Source organism: Streptomyces sp. TLI_171 (genome assembly GCF_003610255.1).
GTDB lineage: Bacteria > Actinomycetota > Actinomycetes > Streptomycetales > Streptomycetaceae > Kitasatospora.
In genome coordinates this window covers 732,745-752,032 of record NZ_RAPS01000001.1, presented here as the reverse complement: position 1 = coordinate 752,032, position 19,288 = coordinate 732,745, and the positions used below count along the sequence as shown (strand labels likewise).

Here is a 19,288-nt window from a genome sequence, read left to right as displayed (position 1 = left end):
CGCCCGAACCTACCCCGCGCCGCGGACGCCCACCGGCCGACGCGCTCCCGCCCCGGCCGCGGGGCCGGGGCGGTCAGAGGCCGTAGCGGCGGTGGGACTCCTCGGACTGGGCGAGGCGGCGCAGGTTGAGCAGGACGGGTTCGAACAGGACGGCGGAGGCGACGGCGTACTCGGCGCGTTCCTGCGGTTCGGGCAGCAGGTCCATCCGGTCCAGGTCGTGGACGGCGGCCTGCTCCATGGTGCGGGCGTAGGGGAGGAGGTCGTCGCTGTCCAGCGGGTAGCCGAGCCGGTGGAGGGTGGCGAGGGTGGCGACCAGGGCGCGGTGGGCGGGGGCGAGGTCGCCGACCTCGCGGGCGGTGGTCCAGTCGAGCCGGCCGAGCAGTTCGTCGACCAGCGCGCGGGCGGCGACATGTGACGGGTCGTCGGCCGCCTCGGGGCCGGCCGGCGCCTCCTGGGCGGTCTGCGGCAGCGACCAGAGGGCCGCGCCGAGCCGCAGGGTGAGGCCCAGCGACTCGTCGTCGACGTGCGCGAGCACCTCGCGGACGGTGGCCACCGGGATGCCGCCGACCTGGATCATCGCCCGGACCAGCCGCAGCCGGCGCAGGTGGGACTCGCCGTACTCGGCCTGGGTGGCGTTGATCCGGCGGCCGGGCGGCAGCAGGCCCTCGCGCAGGTAGTACTTGACCGTGGCGAGGGAGACACCGCTCCGCTCGCTGAGATCCGCCAGGCGCATCCCCTTGTGCCCTCCATTGGCGAGTGTCACTATCCAAAGCGATGGACGAATGGGGCCATCCAATCACGGGGACGGCCCGCCGAAGGGGGATCCCATGTTCGCGAAACCGCTCCCTGGTCGAACCACCGCCGCCGCCGAAGGGAAGGTCGTGCTCTTCCTGATCGGCATGCGGATCAACCACTTCTGGGCGCCGCACCACTGGCTGCCCGTCCTCCTCGCGATGCCGCGGATGCTGCGGGAACTCTCCCGCGACCCGAACAGCGGCCTGCTCGGCTACCAGCTGCTGACCGGCTCGCCGCGCACCTACTACGTGGTCCAGTACTGGGAGTCCGAGGAGAAGCTGCTCGCCTACGCCGCCGCCCCCGACCGGCTGCACCGGAAGGCCTGGGCGATGATCAACCGATTCGAGCGCAAGTCCCGCTGCCACGTGGGCATCTGGCACGAGACGTACATCGTCCCGGCCGGCAACCACGAGTCGATCTACGGCGACATGCCCCCGTACGGCCTCGGCGCCGCCACCGGCACCCTGCCGGTCGAACGCCGCGGCGCCACCGCCCGCGAGCGGCTCGCGCACGGCGGCGAGTGACGCCATCCGTTCGGCGGGCACGCACCCGTGGGGCCGACGCGCGGCGTGCGTGAAGGTTCTGCGTGGACGTGCACGTTCCACCGCCACCGGGGTAGCCGAGGGCTGCAGACCCCGTCGTCGAAGGAAGGCCGCCCGGATGACCGTCGCCACCTGTTGGTCCACCACCGTCACGCTGCCCCGCAGCCCCTACCCGCAGCAGGCCGTCGAGGCAGGTCTGCACTTCGACTCGGCACTGCCGTACGCCGTGCGCCTGGTCTTCCCCCCGCTCGGCCGGATCGAGGCCGTCGAGTGGGTGTTCGGCCGGGACCTGCTCAACGAGGGACGCCACGCCCCGGTCGGCGAGGGCGATGTGACGGTATGTCCGGGGACCGCCGGCGACATACTGATCACCCTGCGCGGTGCGACCGGCGACGCCCTGATCAGCATCCCGGCCGGCATCGTCACCGGCTTCCTGCTCGACTGCTTCGCGCTCGTCCCGGCGGGCAGCGAGCACGAGCACCTCGACCTGGACGCCGCACTGGCCCGCCTGTGCGACTGACCGCGTGACGCCGCGCGGCGCGGCCCGGCCGCGGCGGAACACGGGTCCGCCGCGGCCGGCTCTCGGGTGAGGGACCGTCAGGAGGTCGGCATCAGCACGGTGTCGACGATGTAGACGGTGGCGTTGGCGGTCTGGACGTTGCCGCACAGGACCTTGGAGTTGCTGTTGACGGTGAAGTCGGGGGTGCTGCCGGTGACGGTGAGGTCGCTGCCCTCCAGGGTCTTGTGCGTGCCGGCCAGCGAGGTGGGGGCGAGCTTTTCGGGGGTGACGTGGTAGGTCAGGACCTTGGTGAGCTTCGCCTTGTCGGCGAGCAGGGCGTCCAGGTCGGCCTTCGGGATCTTGGCGAAGGCGTCGTTGGTGGGCGCGAACACGGTGATGTTCTGGGCGGAGTTCAGGGTGTCGACCAGGCCGGCCTGCTTGACGGCGGCGACCAGGGTGGACAGCAGCGGGTTGTTCGAGGCGGCGGTGGCGACCGGGTCCTGCGCCATGCCGGTGAACGAGCCCGCGCCGTCCTTCGGCACGGCGGCGCAGGCCGCGCCGAACGGCTGACCGGCCGCCGCGGCGGCGGAGGCGGTGCTGCTGCCGGACATCGCCGCGGAGGAGGCCGCGGAAGCGGACGGGGAGGACGAGCTGCTGCCGCTGTCACTGCTGCTGCTGCACGCGCCCAGGGACAGGGCGAGGGCGCCGGCGGCGAACAGGGCGGTGAGGGCACGGCGGTTGCGGACGGAAGCGGACATGGCGGATCTCTCCTCGGTGCTCGGGTGAAGTGGTGCTGGGTGAAAGGCGGTTGACGGTTCAGGTGACGGTGACGACGGTGCTGTGCCAGCCCGTCGCCCCGGCCGGGAAGGGCACGGCGCGCTGCTCCGGCTGCACGGCGGTCCCGACCGCACCCGCCGCCGGCGCCTGGGCGCCGGCGGCGATCAGCGTCAGCAGACCCGGCGTCAGGTCGACCGCCGCCGCACCCACCGCGTGCACCGGCGACCCCGCAGGGCCGGTCAGCGCCGCGACGAGCTGACCCGTCCCCAGCGCCGCCGCAGCAGCAGCCACACCCGCCGCGGGCCCAGCAATCCGGGGCCAGGACGGCCGGGGCTGCGGCGTCGGGTCCTCCACGGTGTTCACACCCGGCATTCGGGGGGACGGTGGGCGCGGATTGGTCCCGATCCCGGCCGGACTGACGGGACGTCGGAGCGGCCCGCGCGGCGGAGGGCGCCCGGGGGCGGGCAGACGGGCTGTGGTGGGCCGGGCAATCCGGGTGGGGGGTGGCTCCGAACAGGGGGAGTCGTGTTGTCGAGGTTGCGCGGCCGGGCTCCGGGCCCGGCCGAGGCTGGGGAGGCTCCCGTGCCAATGGTCCGTCGAAGGTGTTGCGCCGGTGCGGCGGTGGCCGGGTGAACCGGGTCGTCGCCCTGGGCTTGCCGGTCCGGCCCGGGCCGGACCTGAAGGAGCTGCTCGCGCGGGTGGTCCTCGGCGACCAGGACGCCTTCGCCACGCTGTACGACGCGGTCGCCGGTCCGGTGTTCGGCCTGGTACGGCGGGTGGTGCGGGACGCCGCGCAGTCGGAGGAGGTCGCGCAGGAGGTGCTGGTGGAGGTGTGGCGCACCGCCGCCCGCTACCGGGCCGATCGCGGCGAGGTGCTGCCGTGGGTGCTCACCATCGCGCACCGGCGCGCCGTCGACCGGGTCCGCTCCGCGCAGGCCGCCACCGACCGGGACCGGCGGGTCGCGGAGGCGTCCTACGCGGTGGCCTACGACGAGGTCGCCGAACAGGTCGAGGGCCGGATGGAGCGCGAGCAGGTCCGGCGCTGTCTGAAGACCCTGACGGAGCTCCAGCGCGAGTCGCTGACCCTCGCCTACTACCGCGGGTACAGCTACCCGCAGGTCGCCGAGGTGCTCGGCGCGCCGCTCGGCACCGTCAAGACCCGGATGCGGGACGGCCTGATCCGGATGCGCGACTGCCTGGGAGTGGGGACATGAACACGGCCGACCCGCACACCCTGACCGGCGCGTACGCCGCGCACGCGCTCAGCCCCGAGGAGAACGGTGCGTTCGAACGCCACCTGGCGGGCTGCCCGGCCTGCGCGCAGGAGGTGGCGGAGTTCGCCGCCACCCTGGCCCGGCTCGGGGCGGCCGAGGCGACACCGCCCCCGCCGGCGATGAAGCAGCGGGTGCTCGCCGCCCTCCCGGGCATCCGGCAGGAACCGCCGCGGGTCGCGCCGCCGGGCCGCCGCCCGGGCCGGATCGCCCGCAGCGCGCCGAGGCTGGCGCTGGCCGCCTGCCTCGCGCTGGCCGTCGGCGCGGGCGCGATCGCCGTCCAGCAGCACCGGGAGGCGGGCCGGGCCCGTGACCGGGCGACCGCGCTGGAACAGCGGCAGCAGGAGGTCGCCGCGCTGCTCACCGCACCCGACGCGCGGACCGCCACCGCGGCCGCCGAAGGCGGCACGGGCACCGTGGTCTGGTCGGTCAGCCGGGGCCGGGCCGGCTTCCTGGCCAGCGGACTGCCCGCTCCCGCCCCCGGCCGCACCTACCAGCTCTGGTTCAACGACGCCGGCACCATGCGCCCGGCCGGCCTGCTGCCCACCGGGAGCGGCACCGTCCTGCTCACCGGCCCGCTCGACGGGGCCGCCGGCATCGGCGTCACCGTCGAACCCCTCGGCGGATCGACCCACCCGAGCGGCAACCCGGTGCTGCTGCTCCCGTTCACCTGACGGACCGCCGGTGGCCGCCGCACGTGCCGGCGACTCGGGTTGCCCGAGCAGCGCCCCGATGCCGCCGGCGCACACCAGGGGAAGGCCGGGCGGCATCGACGTGGTCGAGCCGCCCGGCACGGTGGTGCACCGGGGGGGAGGGGCCGGTCCCACTGCTCCGGCGCGCCTGGCGGGTCGTCAGCGGGGACGGGGGGACGGTCGGGGCCGGCGGGGTGGGAGAGGGAAGAAACCGCTGGTGCGGGCGGCGTACTCGGTCCAGCCGGGGCGGTCGGAGCCGAGGTGGCGTTCCAGCATCGGCTTTCCGCTGCCGAAGGCGAGCAGCCAGGTCATCAGCAGGGGGCTCGCGACGAAGGCCCAGCCGATCGGGGTGTCGGCGACCAGCAGGAACAGGCCCCACCAGACGCAGGCGTCGCCGAAGTAGTTGGGGTGCCGGGTGTAGCGCCACAGTCCGCGGTCCAGAACCTGGCCGCGGTGTGCCGGGTCGGCCTTGAAGCGGGCCAACTGGGCGTCGCCGACCGCCTCGAAGCACAGGCCGAGCGCCCACAGCGCGGTGCCCGCCCAGGCGGTCGGGCCGAGCGGGTCCGGCAGGTACTGGGCGGCCTGGACGGGCAGCGAGACGAACCAGACCAGGGCGGCCTGCAGCAGGTACACGATCCGCAGCGCGAACCGGGTGCGGGCCGGTCCGGCGGGCGCCCGGGACAGCATCCGCGCGTACCGCGGGTCCTCCGGCAGGCCGCGGGCCCGCCACCACAGGTGCGCCGCCAGTCGCAGGCCCCACACCGTCACGAGGGCGGTGGCCAGCGCCCGGCGGCCCGGATCGCCGTGCCCGGCGGACAGCGCCCAGCCGGTCAGCGCGACGGCCGCGAACGCCAGGCCCCACGCGACGTCCACGCCGCGGTGGCGGCCGGTGCGGACCCCGACGGCGAACGCGGCCAGCATCACCGCCAGCGCGACCCCGGCCGTCACGGCCAGGTTCACGCCGAACGCGGCGGCGTTCACCGTCCGCCGTCCCGGGTCAGCAGCACCTGGTGGACGTTCAGGTAGCCGGTCCGGAACCCGGCCTCCGAGTACGCCAGGTAGAGCTCCCACATCCGGCGGAAGACCTCGTCGAAGCCGAGCGCGGCGACCTCGTCGGACCGCTCGGTGAACCGCTCCCGCCACAGTCGCAGGGTCTGTGCGTAGTGCGGGCCGAACGCGTCCGCGCTGTCCACCCGCAGCCGGGTGTGCCGGGCGGCGGTGTCCGCGATCGCGCGCAGCGAGGGGATCTGGCCGCCCGGGAACACGTACTTCAGGATCCAGGTGTAGGTGTCGCTGCTGGCCAGCATCCGCGCGTGCGGCATGGTGATGGCCTGCAGCGCGACCCGGCCGCCGGGCGCCAGCACCCGGTCCAGGGCCGCGAAGTACGCGGGCCAGAACGGCCGGCCGACCGCCTCGATCATCTCCACGCTGACCACGGCGTCGAACTCGCCCTGCACCGCGCGGTAGTCGCACAGCCGGACCTCCACCCGGTCCTGCTGCCCGGCCTCGGCGATCCGGCGGCGGGCCAGCGCGAGCTGCTCCGCGGAGAGCGTCACGCTGAGCACCCGGGCGCCCCGGGCGGCGGCCCGCAGGGCGAGCTCGCCCCAGCCGGTGCCGATCTCCAGCAGCCGGGTGCCGGGGCGGACCCCGGCCAGGTCCAGCATCCGGTCGATCTTGCGGTGCTGGGCCGTCGCCAGGTCCGCCCAGTGGGCGGTGGCCGGGTCGGTGAACAGCGCGGCGGAGTAGCTCAGCGTCGGGTCGAGGAACAGCCCGAACAGCTCGTTCGACAGGTCGTAGTGGCGCTGGATGTTGCGCCGGGCCGCCTCCTCGGTGGACCGCTCCGCCGCCGGCGGCCGGGCCACGTACAGGCGGCGCAGCAGGCCGGCGCCCGGCGGCACCAGCGTCTCGGGGCGGGACGCGAGCGCGGTCAGCAGGCCCGCCAGGTCCGGGCTGTCCCAGTCGCCGGCCTGGTACGCCTCGCCGAAGCCGATCAGGCCGCCCGCGCCGACCCGGTGCAGGAATGCCTGCGGGCGGTGCAGTCGCAGCACCGGTGCGCCGGCCGGAGCGGCCACCAGGGGCCGTCCGCCCGGCAGTTCGACCCGCAGGCCGCGCCCGGCCGCCACCCGGCGCAGCACCCGGCCGGCGACCGCGGCGCGCAGCGGGGTGTGCGGGACCCGGGCGACGTCCGGCCAGCGGAGCGGGTCGACGACGGCGACGGGTGGAACGGTGGTGGTCATCCGCGGGGCACCTCTTCTTCGTTCGGGTTCTCGGTCGGGGGACGCCGAGGGTGGACGGGCAGGCCGCGCAGCCACAGCCGCACGCCCTGGGAGCGGATCCGCAGGCTGACGGCCCAGGTCGCGAACGGGTGCCGCAGAACGGCCCGCAGCAGTGCGGCCGGGCCCGCCGGGCGCCCGGCGCCGGTGACGGTGGCGGTGAACGCCCGGCCGCCCGGCAGGTCCAGATGGACCGTCAGGTGCAGCCGCCCGTCCGGTTCCGGGAGCACCAGCCGGTACCGGCCGTCGACGGGCAGGAACGGCGAGACGTAGAACTCCTTCGCCGTCTCGGCCCGCCCTCGCCCGTCCGGGCGCAGCAGGTAGCGGTGCCGGCCGCCGTAGGTGTTGTGCACCTCCGCGACGGTGCACAGCGGCGCGCCGGCCTCGTCCCGGCACCAGTACACCGTCAGCGGGTTGAACACGTGTCCGAGCGAGCGGGCCTGAGTGAGCATCAGCACCCGTCCGCCGTCCAGCCGGATGCCCTGCGCGGCCAGCCTGCGGGTCAGGTCCCGGCGGATGGTCGATGCATCGGCCGGGGCGTGGTCACGGGTCCGGAACCGGGCCAACGGGCGTAGCAGCGGCGGGAGTTCGGGCATCCGGTCGAGGTCGACCAGCCACAGGTAGCCGCGGTGCCGGAAGACCCGGCGCGGTACGGCGCGCACGTGCGTGGTGCGGGTCTCGTACAGCACCGCACCCCAGGGGCCGGGCAGCCGCCCCGCCGGGGCAGCCGTCGCGGTGTGCGCGGCCGCGGTCACGGCGCGACCGCCGCGAGCAGGTGGCGGGCCGCGGCCAGGCCGGAGCGGCAGCCGTCCTCGTGGAACCCCCAGCCGTGGTAGGCGCCCGCGAACGCGGTGCGGGCGGTGGCCAGTTCGGGCAGGCGGCGCTGGGCCGCCACGGTGGCCCCGGTGTACACCGGGTGCTCGTAGACGGTGCGGGAGACCGCCAGGGCGGCCGGGACGGGATGCTGCCGGTCCTCGTTCAGGGTCACCAGGTAGTCCTCCGCGCCGCCGAGGCCCAGCAGCCGGTTCAGGTGGTAGCTGACCCGGACCCGGTCGGACGGCGCGTCGCAGGACGGCATCCGGTAGTTCCAGGACGCGCGGGCCCAGGCGGCGCGCGGCAGCACCGACGGGTCGCGGTGCAGCACCGTCGGGTTGCGCGAGTAGGTGAACGCCCCGAGCACCGCGCGCTCGGCGTCGGTCGGATCCGCGAGAAGCCGCAGCGCCTGGTCCGCGTGGGTGGCCACCACCACCGCGTCCGCGCGGGTGCTCCGGGCGTCCTCGGTGACCACGGTGACGCCGTCCGGGTGCCGGCGCACCGCGCGGACCGGGGCCGACCGGTGCACGGCGGTGATCCGCTCCGCGATCCGCGCCACGTACGTGCGGGAGCCGCCGACCACGGTGCGCCAGGTCGGCGAGCCGGTGACGGCCAGCATGCCGTGGTTGTCCAGGAACGCGAACAGGTAGCGCGCCGGGTAGTCGCCCGCCAGGTCGGGCGCGCACGACCACACCGCGGACACCACCGGCGTCATGAAGTGGTGCACGAAGTACTGGGAGAACTCGTGCCGGTCGAGGAACTCCCGAAGGCTCGGGTCGCCCTGCTCCGGGTCGGCCAGCAGTCGGCGCGCCAGCCGGTGGAAGCGCGGCACCTCGCCGAGCATCCGCAGGTAGCGGCCCCGCACCAGGTTGCCCGGCGCCGCCAGCAGCCCGGACGGCCCACGGGCGCCCGCGTACTCCAGTCCGCACCCGTCGCAGCGCACCGACATGCTCATGTCGCTCTCCCGGGTGCGCACCCCGAGCTCGGCGAACAGCCGGGTCAGCTCCGGGTACGTCCGCGTGTTGTGCACCAGGAAACCGGTGTCCAGGTCCAGCGTCCGCCCGTCAGCCGCCGGCGCCTGCTGGGTGTGCGCGTGACCGCCCAACCGCGAGTCCGCCTCGAACAGCTCCACCTCCACCCCCGCCCGCACCAGCTCGTGAGCGGCCGTCAGGCCCGCCACCCCCGCGCCGACCACCGCCACCCGGCGGACCGGACGCCCGCCGCGCGCGGGCGGGACCGACCCGCCGGTGGAAACCGTGCCGAGTGTCGTCACATCGGTCCTCTCCGCTGTACCGGGCCGTCCCGGCTCCCTGCCTTGCACCCCGGATTCGGACCCGGCCCGGCCGCGGATTGGTCCGAACGGGAACGCCCGCCCCGACACCGCGTCAGCGACCGTCCAGCACCTCGGGCAGGCGCCGCGCGGTGGCGTCCGCCAGCCGCTCGAACTCCCGCCGCAGCAGCGGACCGGCGAGCCGGGCCAGCCCGTGGAACCGCAACCGCGCCCGGTAGTGCACCGACGCGCCGGCGCCGTCCGGCCGGACGGTGATCTCGTCCGTGGCGGTGACCGTCCGGTTCCGCCCGACGAACCGCAGGCGGTCCGGCTCCCACGACTCCAGCACGTAGGCCAGCTCGGTGCGGCGGCCGCGGAACACCGAGACGTTGCGCCACCGCGCGCCCGGACCCACCGGCCCGGCGTCGACCCGCTCGCACTGCTCGGTGCCCGGGTCCCACTCCACGGCATGGCCGAAGTCCGCCAGGTAGTCCAGCACTTCGGCGGCCGGGCGCCGCACCGCCATCACCCGCTGCACCTCGATCATCACGACCTCCTGGGACTGCGCGACCCGCTCGACGGTGGGCATTCGGTGCCCGGGCGGGTGTGGACTGGTGGGAGTGGGGGTGGGAGCAGGCGTGCGGTGAACTGCGCGACCCGCTCGACAGTCGGTATTCGGTGCCCGGGCGGGTGTGGATGGTTCGGAGGAGCGGACGGGGGCGGGGGGCGGAGTGTCAGGGCGGGACGGTGGCGCGGTGGAGGAGGTCGAGGGCGGACTCCAGCGAGTGGGGGAGGGCCGCCGCACCCGGTGGGGGAGTGCGGCCCCAGCCGGGACCGGCCGGGAGGACGGCGGCGGCGGAGCGTGCGCCGCGTTGACCCCAGGTCAGCTCGGCGGCCACGCGAACCAGCCGGCGGTCCGCCGTCCGCCGGCCCTGGGACCAGAGCAGCACGGCGGCCGGACCGAGCCGGCGCTCCGCGTCCAGCAGGGCCCTGGGCGGGACGGCGGCGCCGAGCATCCGGAACGGCACGCCGCGCTCGGCCAGCCCCGCCGCCACCGCCTCCACCGGGAGGCTGTGCTCCTCCTCCGGCATCGCGGCCAGCAGCACCGGCCGCCCGCGGGAGGCCGGCCCGGTCGGCCGTACCGCGACCGCGCGCAGCGCCGCGGACACGTGCCAGGAGAGCAGGTGCTCGACCTCCACGTACTGCTCGCCGTCCACCGCCCACTTGCGGCCCGCCGCCCGGAGCGCCGGCACCACCACCTCCGTCCAGGCGGCCACCGCCCCGAGCCCGTCGACGGCCGCGGCCAGCACCCGCGCGACCTCGGGACCGTCCAGGCGCACCGCCGCGCCGGCCAGTCCCCGGCACTCGGGACGCACTGTCCCCACCCGGAGCGCGCGGCTCCCCCCGGGCGGCCGCCCCGCGTCCGCCGGGGGGAGCCGCGCCCCGCCCGCCAGCGCCGCCCGGGCCGCCTCGCCCGGCGGCAGGCCGCGCGCCGTCAGCCGGCACATCGCCTCCAGCACCGCGACGTCCTCGGCACGCCAGCGCCGGTGGTGCCCGGGCACCCGCCCGGCCGGCCCGATCCCGTAGCGCCGCTCCCAGGACCGCACCGTGGTCGGCGACACCCCGAGCAGCCGCGCCACCGCGCCGGTCGGCAGGCCCGGGCCCGGTACGGCGGCGGTCGTCGTCATCGGATCCTCCGGGCGGGTGCGGTCGGGACTCACTCCGTGAGTGTGCGACCGGCCCCGCCGCCGCGCCTCTCCCGGCGGCCCCACGCCGGCTGCCCCTGCGCCGACTCCTGCCGAAACGCTGCGGCAGCGCTGCGAGTGGGCGACGGACCACCGGAGGGCGAGCGTGGGATCCGAGGGCCGGGTACACGCGCTGGGCACGGCCCGCAGGGACGGCTCCCGTTCGGCGACCCGGACCGGCGGCACCGGCAGCCGCGGGACGCCGGACCGGCGGCCCCGACCAGGCGGCCCGGCCGAGCACCGGGCCCCGACACCCGAGGACGGCGACCACCATGGCCCCCACCCGACTGACCGCCCACGAGCAACGCCTGCTCGCGGAGATCGAAGACCACCTGCGCAGCGAAGCCCCCCGTCTCGACCGGCGGCTCGCCCGACCGCCCGGCCTGCCGGCCCGCGTCACGCACCGTCCACGGCTGCTCGCCGCCGCCGTCGCCCTGCTCAGCGTCCTGACCGCGGCGGGCGCGCTGTGGGCGGCCGCCGGCCCGCTCCCCGGCGTCGCCCTGCTGGTCGCCGCGGTCTCCGCGGTCCTGGGCGTCCTCGCCCTGCACCGGCTGGCCCAGGTCCGGCAGGACTGACGCGCCGTCGGACGGCCCCGCGCAAACCCGGGTTCGCTCGGCGGGATGACGGCCGTTCGGGAGCGGCCGCCGTGCCGGAGCGGAGCGGACCCCGGGGCGGGTGCACCCTGCGGTGGAACCGCCCGCGGGACCCGTGTCCCCACCGCCGGACGGGAGTTGGACCCGGCGTGACAGAGCCTGCGCATACCAGCCCGCCACCCGTCGTCCGGCTCCAGTGGACGCTGCTCCAACCCCTGCTCGCCGCCCTCTCGGAGGCCGGGGTCCCGCTGCGCCCCGGAGACCTGGACCAGCTGCAGCACGCCGCCGCGATCGGCCCCGAGTTCGCCCATGCCCTGGCCCGGTGGATCCGGGCCGCCCACACCGCGTCCGCGCCGTCCCCGGCCTGGCCCGCCCCGGCCGTCCGCAGCCTCGCCCCCCGGCCCGAACGCCCAGCCCTGGACCCTGCCGTGCCGCCCGCCGTCCCGGACCGGCACGCCTCCTGACCACCCGTCGGACCCTTCCCCCCTGACACCGGAACCCGAAAGGGCAGGCACCCGTGACCGTTCAACGGATGGACAACGTCGGCATCGTCGTCGACGACCTGGCGGCCGCCGTCGCCTTCTTCACCGCACTCGGCCTGGAACTCGAGGGCGAGGCGGAGATCGAAGGAGTCTGGGCCGACCGCACCGTGGGCCTCGACGGCCTGCGCAGCGCCATCGCGATGATGCGCACCCCGGACGGCCACGGCAGGCTCGAACTGACGAAGTACCACACCCCTGCCGCGATCACCCCCGGCCCGCCCGACCCGGCACCCAACACCCTCGGACTGCACCGGGTCATGTTCGCCGTCGACGACCTCGACGACACCCTGGCCCGGCTGCGCCCGCACGGCGCCGAACTCCTCGGCGAGGTCGCCCGGTACGAGAACGCCTACCGCCTCTGTCACCTGCGCGGCCCGGCCGGAACCATCCTCGCGCTGGCCGAACGGATCGGTTGACCCGCGCCACCCGCCCGACCACCCGAACGCCCCGACGGCGTAACCGTCGCGGGCCACGACCCGTTGGACCGGACATGCCCGTGATCAACGAACCCCGCCGCGTGCACGGCGAGAAGCCCTCCGCCCGTCCCGGCGCCGCTCCGTCGGTGGGGCACCAGGCCGCCGCGCAGCTGCTCGGCCTGCGCGAGATCGTGCTGCCCGCGGCCGTGGTCGCCGCCGCCGACCTGCTGCTGAACGAGGCCCTCGGCAGCGACGACCCCGTCACCCGGGAGGCCGCCGCCGCCACCCGGGGCCGCCTCCGCGCCGCCCTCGGCCTGGCCTGAACGCCGGACCGCCCGCAGCGCGGCGCCGGGCGCCGGCCGGGCACCGGTCAGGAATCGAGAAGCCTCCGGCGGGGGCGCGGGCCTAGCGTTTCAGGCATGGCAATCATCGACACCATCACCCTGGACGTGGCCGACACCGAGTCCGCCGCCCGCTTCTACGCCGACGCCTTCGACCTGGACGAGAGGCGCCTGCGGCTGCGCGCCGCGGACGAGCCGTCCAGCGGATTCCGCGGGTTCACGCTCGCCCTGACCGTTTCCCGGCCCGCGGACGTGGACAGCTTCGTGGCGTCGGCGGTCGCCGCCGGCGCGACGGTGCTGAAGCCCGCCGCGAAGTCGCTGTGGGGGTACGGCGGCGTGGTGCAGGCCCCGGACGGGACGATCTGGAAGCTGGCCACCTCCGCGAAGAAGGACAGCGGACCGGCGACCCGTCAGGTCGACGAGTTCGTGCTGCTGATCGGCGTGGCGGACTTCGCCGCGACCAAGCGGTTCTACGTCGAGCAGGGCCTGGCGGTGACGAAGAGCTTCGGCCGGGTGTACGCCGAGTTCGACGCGGCGGGCGGGCCGGTCAAGCTGGCGCTGTACCGGCGCAAGGCGCTGGCCAAGGACCTCGGGGTGGACCCGGAGGGCAGCGGTTCGCACCGGCTGGTCGTCAACAGTTCGAGCGTGCCGGCCTGCACCGACCTGGACGGCTTCCGCTGGGCGGCGGGTGCGGCCGCGGCAGCCGCCTGAGAGCCTGACTGCGGTGTGCGTGGGGCGAGTTGATATTTTGCGCAGTTCGATCGAAGCATTGCGGATTCATGTCAATCGGATTACGTTCGCTGCTGCTCGACCGCCGCCTCCGCGGCTCCGCGCCGCCGGCGGAGCCGCGGCCCGTGCACGCCCCGGAAGGGATCCGATGACACCGTCGCCCACCGCCCGCCCGCGCGCCCGCACCGTCCTGCTCGTCACCGCCCTGCTCGCCGGGGGCGCGGTGCTCCCCGCCGTCACGGCGAGCACCGCGGCGGCCGCCGACACCGCCGGCGCCACCCTCCCCTTCACCCAGTTCGAGGCCGAGGCGGGCACGCCGGTCGGCGGCGCGACCACCGTGGCGCTGACCGCCGCGCCGACCACGCAGTACTCCAGCGCCGCGCTGGAGGCGTCCGGCCACGCCTACGTGCACCTGGCGGCCACCGGCCAGGGCGTGCGGTGGACCAACACCACCGGCGGCCCGGTCAGCGCGATCAACCTGCGCGAGAGCATGCCGGACTCGGCCACCGGCGGCGGCACGACCGCCACCCTGAACCTGTACGTGGACGGGGTGTTCCGGCAGGCGCTGAACCTCAACTCCAAGCAGAGCTGGTTCTACGAGGGCGGAGCCGACCACTACAACGGCAGCAACCAGAACCCCGCCGACGGCAACCCGCGCGACTTCTTCGACGAGTCGCACACCTTCGTCACCGGCCCGCCGATCGCCCCCGGCGCCACCCTCGAACTGCGCAAGGACGCCGCCAACACCGCCGCGTTCTACGACATCGACGTGCTCGACGCGGAGAACCCGCCGCCCCCGGCCGCGCAGCCCGCCGGCTCGCTGTCCATCACCGACTGCGGCGCCGTCGCCTCCACCGCGCCGACCAACGGCTCGGCGGCGCCCGGCGCGGTCGACTCCACCGCCGCGATCCAGAGCTGCATCAACCAGGCGCAGTCCCAGGGCCGGACGCTGTGGATCCCGGCCGGCACCTTCTACCTGCGCGGCACCACCGGCCTGACCGCGCAGGGCATCACCATCGTCGGCGCGGGCCAGTGGTACTCGACGATCTACCGGGACGTCCCGCTGCCGAACAGCACGCCGCTGGCCGCCCTGTTCAACCTGACCTCCGCCCACGTCCAGGGCTTCCACCTGGACTCCAGCTCCACCAGCCGGGAGATGGTCGACGCGGGCGGCGGCGCGATGGACACCAGCGGCGCCGGCTGGAGCGCCGACGGCATCTGGAGCCAGCACGTCGAGTCCGGCTACTGGGCGTCCGGCACCGGCGGCACCGTCCGCAACGCCCGGGTGACCGCGGTGTGGGCCGACGGCATCAACCTCAACAACGTGTCGCTGGGCAACAGCGTCGGCAACGACCTCACCGCCACCAACAACTTCGTCCGCGGCACCGGTGACGACGGCATGGCCGTCAACTCGGTGAACTACAACACCGATCCGGCGGGCAACCGGACCTACTACACGGCGATGGCGCACATCACCATGACGCACAACACGGTGATCGCGCCGTGGGGCGGCAAGGGCATCGGCGTCTACGGTGGCAGCGGCCACCTGATCGAGAACAACCTGATCTCCGACACCGCCCGCTACATCGGCCTCGGCGCCGGCCGGTTCGGCGTCAACGGCAGCGACCTGCTCGGCGCCACCGTGCACGCCAACACCGTCCTGCGCTCCGGCGGCAACGGCTACAACCAGGGCCAGCCCGCGCTGCACGTCGGCAACGGCGGCGACGGCCAGAACGTCGGCGTGGTCGACCACGTCACCGTCACCGGCAACACCGTGCGCGACTCGCTGTACGACGGCGTCGGCCTGTCCACCTCCACCAACACGCTGGTGCAGGACAACACCGTGGGCACGCCCGGCCGCAACGGCTTCGTGGTCGCGCCGCCGTTCTACCCGGCGCCCACCGGCTCGGCGACCCTGACCGGGAACACCGTCACCGGCCTGACCGCGGCCGGCGCCGCCGCCTTCCGCAACAACTCGCCCGCCTTCACCGTCGCCGGCAGCGGCAACAGCTGGACCGGCGGCGGCACCGACCCCGAAGCCCCGTACGGCGGTTCACCCGCGGCGGTGCCCGGCACCGTGCAGGCCGAGAACTACGACACCGGCGGCCCCGGCACCGGATACTTCGTCAACTCCGTCAACGGCACCGGCAACGGCTACCGCGCCGACGGCGTCGACCTGGAAGCCACCTCCGACACCGGCGGCGGCTACAACCTCGGCTGGACCTCCGCCGGACAGTGGCAGCGCTACACCGTCGACGTCGCCACCGCCGGAACGTACAGCGTCGTCTTCCGGTACGCCGCGCCCGCCGCCGTCACCGGCGCCCTCCACCTCGCCGACGCTTCGGGCGCCAACCTCACCGGCCCGGTCGCCCTGCCGGCCACCGGCGGCTGGCAGACCTGGGGCGACGCCGCCGCCCAGCTCACCCTCCCCGCCGGACGGCAGGTGCTGACCCTCGCTCAGGACAGCGGCGGCTGGAACCTCAACAGCCTCCGGCTCACCGCCGCGGGCACCCCGCCCGTCACCGACCTGGCCGCCGGCCGGCCCACCGCCGAGTCCTCGCACACCGACGTCTACGGCTCGGGCAACCTGACCGACAGCAACCGCAACAGCTACTGGGAGAGCGCCAACAACGCCTTCCCGCAGTGGGCCCAGGTCGATCTCGGCACCGCCCGGCCGGTCGGCCGCGTCGTCCTGCGCCTGCCCGCCGGCTGGGGCGCCCGCACCCAGACCCTGACCCTCCTCGCCTCCACCGACAACACCACCTTCTCCACCCTCAGGCCCGCCGCCCCCACCCTCTTCGACCCCGCCGCCGACAACACCGTGACCCTCACCTTCCCCGCCACCACCGCCCGCTACGTCCGCGTCGCCGTCACCGCCAACACCGGCTGGCCCGCCGCCCAACTCTCCGAAATCCAGGTCTGGCAGCAGTAGCCCTCGCGGACCTGCTCGGGCAGGCGGGTGACCGTCCGCCGAACCCGGCCGCACCCACCGGTGACGAAACGTCAAGGACAGCTCGGGGAGGGCGACTTAGGATCGGCAACCATGGCTGACCTCTACCCCCCGACCGGTCCTTACGACAGCGGCTACCTCGACACCGGGGACGGCAACCGCGTCTACTACGAGCAGCTCGGCAACCCCGAAGGGAAGCCCGCCCTGCAGGTCCACGGCGGTCCCGGTTCGGGGGCCGTCCGGCGGCCCACCCGGGCATGGGACCCGGAGCGCTACCGGGTGATCCGCTACGACCAGCGCAACTGCGGGCGAAGCACCCCGCACGCCAGCGACCCGGCGGCGGACATGGCGCTGAACACCACCCGGCACCTGATCGAGGACATCGAGCGGCTGCGCGAACACCTCGGCATCGAACGGTGGTTGCTGAACGGCGCGTCCTGGGGGTCGACGCTGGTCCTGGCGTACGCGCAGCAGCACCCGGAGCGGGTGAGCGAGATCGTCCTCCAGGCGGTGACCACCACCCGGCGGGCCGAGACGGACTGGCTCTACCGGGGTGCGCGGGCGTTCAAGCCCGAGGCGTGGGACCGGTTCCGCGACGTGGTGCCGGCGAGCGACCGGGACGGTGACGTGTACCGCCTGCTGGCGGCGTACTCCCGGTTGATGGAGGACCCGGACCGGGCGGTCCGGGAGCGGGTCGCCAACGAGTGGCTGGCCTGGGAGGACGCGGTGATCGCGGACGAGCCGAACGGCATCCCGGGCATGTACAGCGACCGGGAGACGGACGACCGGATCGCGTTCGTCCGGATCTGCGCGCACTACTTCAGCCACGGCGCCTGGCTGGAGGAGGACCAACTGCTGCGCAATGCCGGAAAGTTGGCAGGGATCCCGGGTGTGCTGGTGCACGGCCGGTACGACATGGGCAGCCCGGTGCAGACCGCGTGGGAGCTGGCCAAGGCGTGGCCGGACGCCCGGTTGCACATCTTCGACGACTCCGGGCACGTCGGGGGAGAGGCGCTGCGGCAGACGGTGCTGGCGGCGATCGAGGAGTTCAAGGACCGCTGAGCCGGACCGACGGGCCGTCACCGGGCAGGGCGGTGACGGCCCGGGCCGGGGCTACTTCTGCCAGCCGACCGAGGTGATCACGGTGTCGGCCAGGCTGCCCGCCCCGAAGTTGGCCAGCCCCTTGCGGACGGCGACGATGCTGGGGCGCTGGTACAGCTCCAGGGTGTGGCCGAGTTCCCAGATCTTCACGTCGGCCTGGTTGTAGAGCTCGGCGGCCTGCGCCGGGTCGAGGGTGGCGGCGGCCTTGCGCAGCAGGCCGTCGATCTCGGGGGTGCTCAGCTTCGAGTAGTTGCCGAAGACGTTGTCGCCCTGCGGGGCGCGGTAGATCGGCACCGTCCTGGAGAGCGGGAAGGAGCCGGTGTTGCGCCAGCTGGCCAGGTCGAACTTGCCCTCGTTGATGTACTTGGAGAAGTACTCCTTGCTGGGCACCTTGTCGACGGTGAGCTTGACGCCGACCTGCTGGAGCATGTTCTGGACGGCGGCGGCCAGGTCGGCCTGCGCCTGGGTGGAGCCGTCGCTCATCACGTAGTGCAGCTCCAGCGGCTGCCCGTCCTTGCTGCGGGCGCCGCCGGCGTCCTTCCAACCCGCCTCGTCCAGCCACTTCTTGGCGGTCGCCGGGTCGTAGCCGGCCCAGTCGGCTGAGTTGTTGCGGTAGCCGCTCTGGTTGGTCATGAACAGGTGGTTGTCGAGCGGCTTGAAGTCCACCGGGACGCCCTTGTTGGCGATTTTTATCAGCGAGGCGCGGTCCAGCGCCTTGCCGAGCGCCTGGCGGACCTTCTGGTCGGCCAGCGCGCCGTTGCCGCCGAAGGAGATGTGCACCTCGTCCCAGGGGGTTCCGGTGCGGATCACCGCGTCCTTGGCGTCCTTGAGCTGGCCGTACGCGGTGGCGGTGCCCGCGGAGGCGTAGTCCACCTCGTTGTTGAGGAACGCCTGGGTGATCGCGGCGGAGTCCAGCACCCGGTAGGTGATCCGCTCCAGCTTCGGCTTCGGGCCCCACCAGCGGGGGTTGGGGGTGAGCGTGATGGTCTGCGCGGTCTTGTCCGCGCTCGCCAGCACGAACGGGCCGCCGTAGATCGGGACCTGCTCCACCCAGCCGTCGTTGAAGTTCTGCGGGGTGGAGATCCCGGCGGCCGGCAGCAGCGGGTTGAACAGGCTCTGCCAGTCGGCGTACGGCTCGGCGAAGGTGACCTTGACCTCGCCGGCGTCGGCGCCCTGCTCGACGGCGGAGATCTGCTCGTAGCCGGAGGAGTCGGCGAGGTTGTAGGCCGGGTCCTTGCCGTTGGAGGCCTTCCAGACGGCCGCGAAGTCGCGGTAGCCGATCGGGGTGCCGTCCGACCAGACCGCCTTCGGGTTGAGCTTGTACGTGACCACCTGCGGCGAGGTGGAGGTGACCTGCGCGGAGACCAGGTACTCGGGGACGGGGTGGTAGACGCCCTGGGCGTCGGAGCGGAAGAGCTTGGCCTCCAGGTAGCCCATGATCTCCACCGCGTCGCCGTAGGTGCCGTCGACCTGGTACGGGTTCCACTGGGTGATCCACTGCTGGAGCGGTTCGCGCAGCTCGCCGCCGTCCTTGACGTTCTCCGGCGGCTGCGGGTTGTTGTCCTCGGCGCCCACGGTCGGCACCACGGTCTTGGCCACGTCGTTCGCCGACCCGCCCGCCGAGCTGCAGGCGGTCGCGGCGAGGAGGGCGGCGAGGGCCGCGACGGCGGCGCGGCCGAGTCGGCGGGTGGCGGGCGTTGTGTGCATCGGGGAGTCCTCGGGTCTCGACGGGTCTCGAAGAGTCGGCGGCCGCCAGGTGTGGCGACACTTGATCGTGGGCAGCCAAGTCGGTGCCGGCGGGCCGAACGTAACAGTCCGTCAGCCCGGCCACCAGGGGTCGGTGCGCATTGCTGATCGAAACGAAACGCGGTGCAACACCGCTGCAACACGCCGTCCGCACCCGTCTGATCAGCTGTGACCAGCGGCTTCACCGGACCGG

Annotated in this window: 21 protein-coding genes; 11 read left to right on the top strand and 10 right to left on the bottom strand. The window is 74.5% G+C overall.

Annotated elements, in window-relative coordinates; all coding sequences use genetic code 11:
• Positions 1-73: 73 nt before the first annotated feature.
• Positions 74-733 carry a MerR family transcriptional regulator gene (locus BX266_RS03465; protein WP_099897455.1) on the bottom strand — a complete coding sequence of 220 codons (660 nt, stop codon included), beginning with the start codon at positions 731-733 and terminating at the stop codon, positions 74-76.
• A 94-nt stretch (positions 734-827) separates the two neighbouring features.
• On the opposite strand from BX266_RS03465, the gene BX266_RS03460 reads away from it, so the two are divergent.
• A complete protein-coding gene (locus tag BX266_RS03460) occupies positions 828-1,319 on the top strand; it encodes a DUF4188 domain-containing protein (protein ID WP_099897454.1) in 492 nt (163 codons plus the stop codon).
• Between the two features lie 136 nt (positions 1,320-1,455).
• Positions 1,456-1,857 carry an SsgA family sporulation/cell division regulator gene (locus BX266_RS03455; RefSeq protein ID WP_099897453.1) on the top strand — a complete coding sequence of 134 codons (402 nt, stop codon included), beginning with the start codon at positions 1,456-1,458 and terminating at the stop codon, positions 1,855-1,857.
• A 77-nt stretch (positions 1,858-1,934) separates the two neighbouring features.
• Here BX266_RS03455 and BX266_RS03450 read toward each other — a convergent pair whose 3' ends face one another.
• Both BX266_RS03450 and BX266_RS38030 read right to left on the bottom strand, forming a co-directional pair.
• Positions 1,935-2,594, bottom strand: coding sequence for a fasciclin domain-containing protein (locus tag BX266_RS03450; protein ID WP_099897452.1), 660 nt, complete (start codon positions 2,592-2,594; stop codon positions 1,935-1,937).
• A 58-nt stretch (positions 2,595-2,652) separates the two neighbouring features.
• Positions 2,653-2,976 carry a hypothetical protein gene (locus tag BX266_RS38030; RefSeq protein ID WP_143686850.1) on the bottom strand — a complete coding sequence of 108 codons (324 nt, stop codon included), beginning with the start codon at positions 2,974-2,976 and terminating at the stop codon, positions 2,653-2,655.
• Positions 2,977-3,242: 266 nt separating this feature from the next.
• Between BX266_RS38030 and BX266_RS03445 the strand changes: the two genes are divergently transcribed.
• Complete coding sequence (locus BX266_RS03445) at positions 3,243-3,827, top strand: sigma-70 family RNA polymerase sigma factor (RefSeq protein ID WP_099897451.1); 585 nt, start codon at positions 3,243-3,245, stop codon at positions 3,825-3,827.
• Positions 3,824-4,558 (top strand): anti-sigma factor domain-containing protein, encoded by a 735-nt coding sequence (locus BX266_RS03440; RefSeq protein WP_099897450.1) that lies wholly within the window; start codon positions 3,824-3,826, stop codon positions 4,556-4,558. The genes BX266_RS03445 and BX266_RS03440 overlap by 4 nt, the downstream gene beginning before the upstream one ends.
• 177 nt (positions 4,559-4,735) lie before the next feature.
• On the opposite strand, the gene BX266_RS03435 is transcribed toward BX266_RS03440, so the two are convergent.
• The 6 genes from BX266_RS03435 to BX266_RS03410 all read right to left on the bottom strand — a co-directional run bounded on the left by BX266_RS03435 (position 4,736) and on the right by BX266_RS03410 (position 10,620).
• Positions 4,736-5,497, bottom strand: coding sequence for a DUF1295 domain-containing protein (locus BX266_RS03435; protein WP_099907345.1), 762 nt, complete (start codon positions 5,495-5,497; stop codon positions 4,736-4,738).
• 56 nt (positions 5,498-5,553) lie between these two features.
• A complete protein-coding gene (locus BX266_RS03430; protein ID WP_099897449.1) occupies positions 5,554-6,813 on the bottom strand; it encodes a class I SAM-dependent methyltransferase in 1,260 nt (419 codons plus the stop codon).
• Positions 6,810-7,559 (bottom strand): DUF1365 domain-containing protein, encoded by a 750-nt coding sequence (locus BX266_RS03425; protein WP_180290778.1) that lies wholly within the window; start codon positions 7,557-7,559, stop codon positions 6,810-6,812. Before BX266_RS03425 ends, BX266_RS03430 begins: the two co-directional genes overlap by 4 nt.
• Positions 7,560-7,600: 41 nt before the next feature.
• Positions 7,601-8,863: an NAD(P)/FAD-dependent oxidoreductase gene (locus BX266_RS03420; protein WP_099907342.1), complete on the bottom strand. Its 1,263-nt coding sequence runs from the start codon at positions 8,861-8,863 to the stop codon at positions 7,601-7,603.
• A gap of 184 nt (positions 8,864-9,047) precedes the next feature.
• Complete coding sequence (locus BX266_RS03415; RefSeq protein WP_099897448.1) at positions 9,048-9,479, bottom strand: SRPBCC family protein; 432 nt, start codon at positions 9,477-9,479, stop codon at positions 9,048-9,050.
• Between the two features lie 187 nt (positions 9,480-9,666).
• Positions 9,667-10,620 (bottom strand): MerR family transcriptional regulator, encoded by a 954-nt coding sequence (locus BX266_RS03410; protein WP_099897447.1) that lies wholly within the window; start codon positions 10,618-10,620, stop codon positions 9,667-9,669.
• Positions 10,621-10,949: 329 nt separating this feature from the next.
• On the opposite strand from BX266_RS03410, the gene BX266_RS03405 reads away from it, so the two are divergent.
• The 7 genes from BX266_RS03405 to pip all read left to right on the top strand — a co-directional run bounded on the left by BX266_RS03405 (position 10,950) and on the right by pip (position 17,310).
• Positions 10,950-11,252, top strand: coding sequence for a DUF3040 domain-containing protein (locus tag BX266_RS03405; RefSeq protein ID WP_099897446.1), 303 nt, complete (start codon positions 10,950-10,952; stop codon positions 11,250-11,252).
• 167 nt (positions 11,253-11,419) lie between these two features.
• A complete protein-coding gene (locus BX266_RS03400; RefSeq protein WP_099897445.1) occupies positions 11,420-11,734 on the top strand; it encodes a hypothetical protein in 315 nt (104 codons plus the stop codon).
• Positions 11,735-11,802: 68 nt separating this feature from the next.
• Positions 11,803-12,228: a VOC family protein gene (locus tag BX266_RS03395; protein WP_099897444.1), complete on the top strand. Its 426-nt coding sequence runs from the start codon at positions 11,803-11,805 to the stop codon at positions 12,226-12,228.
• 74 nt (positions 12,229-12,302) lie between these two features.
• Positions 12,303-12,551, top strand: a complete 249-nt coding sequence (locus tag BX266_RS03390) for a hypothetical protein (protein ID WP_099897443.1) — start codon at positions 12,303-12,305, stop codon at positions 12,549-12,551.
• 96 nt (positions 12,552-12,647) lie between these two features.
• Positions 12,648-13,280: a VOC family protein gene (locus tag BX266_RS03385; protein ID WP_099897442.1), complete on the top strand. Its 633-nt coding sequence runs from the start codon at positions 12,648-12,650 to the stop codon at positions 13,278-13,280.
• A 166-nt stretch (positions 13,281-13,446) separates the two neighbouring features.
• Positions 13,447-16,230, top strand: coding sequence for a discoidin domain-containing protein (locus BX266_RS03380; protein WP_099897441.1), 2,784 nt, complete (start codon positions 13,447-13,449; stop codon positions 16,228-16,230).
• Between the two features lie 111 nt (positions 16,231-16,341).
• Complete coding sequence (gene pip / locus BX266_RS03375; RefSeq protein WP_099897440.1) at positions 16,342-17,310, top strand: prolyl aminopeptidase; 969 nt, start codon at positions 16,342-16,344, stop codon at positions 17,308-17,310.
• A 51-nt stretch (positions 17,311-17,361) separates the two neighbouring features.
• Here the strand turns inward: pip and BX266_RS03370 are convergent, their stop codons facing one another.
• Positions 17,362-19,056: an ABC transporter family substrate-binding protein gene (locus BX266_RS03370; RefSeq protein WP_099897439.1), complete on the bottom strand. Its 1,695-nt coding sequence runs from the start codon at positions 19,054-19,056 to the stop codon at positions 17,362-17,364.
• Positions 19,057-19,288 lie beyond the last annotated feature (232 nt).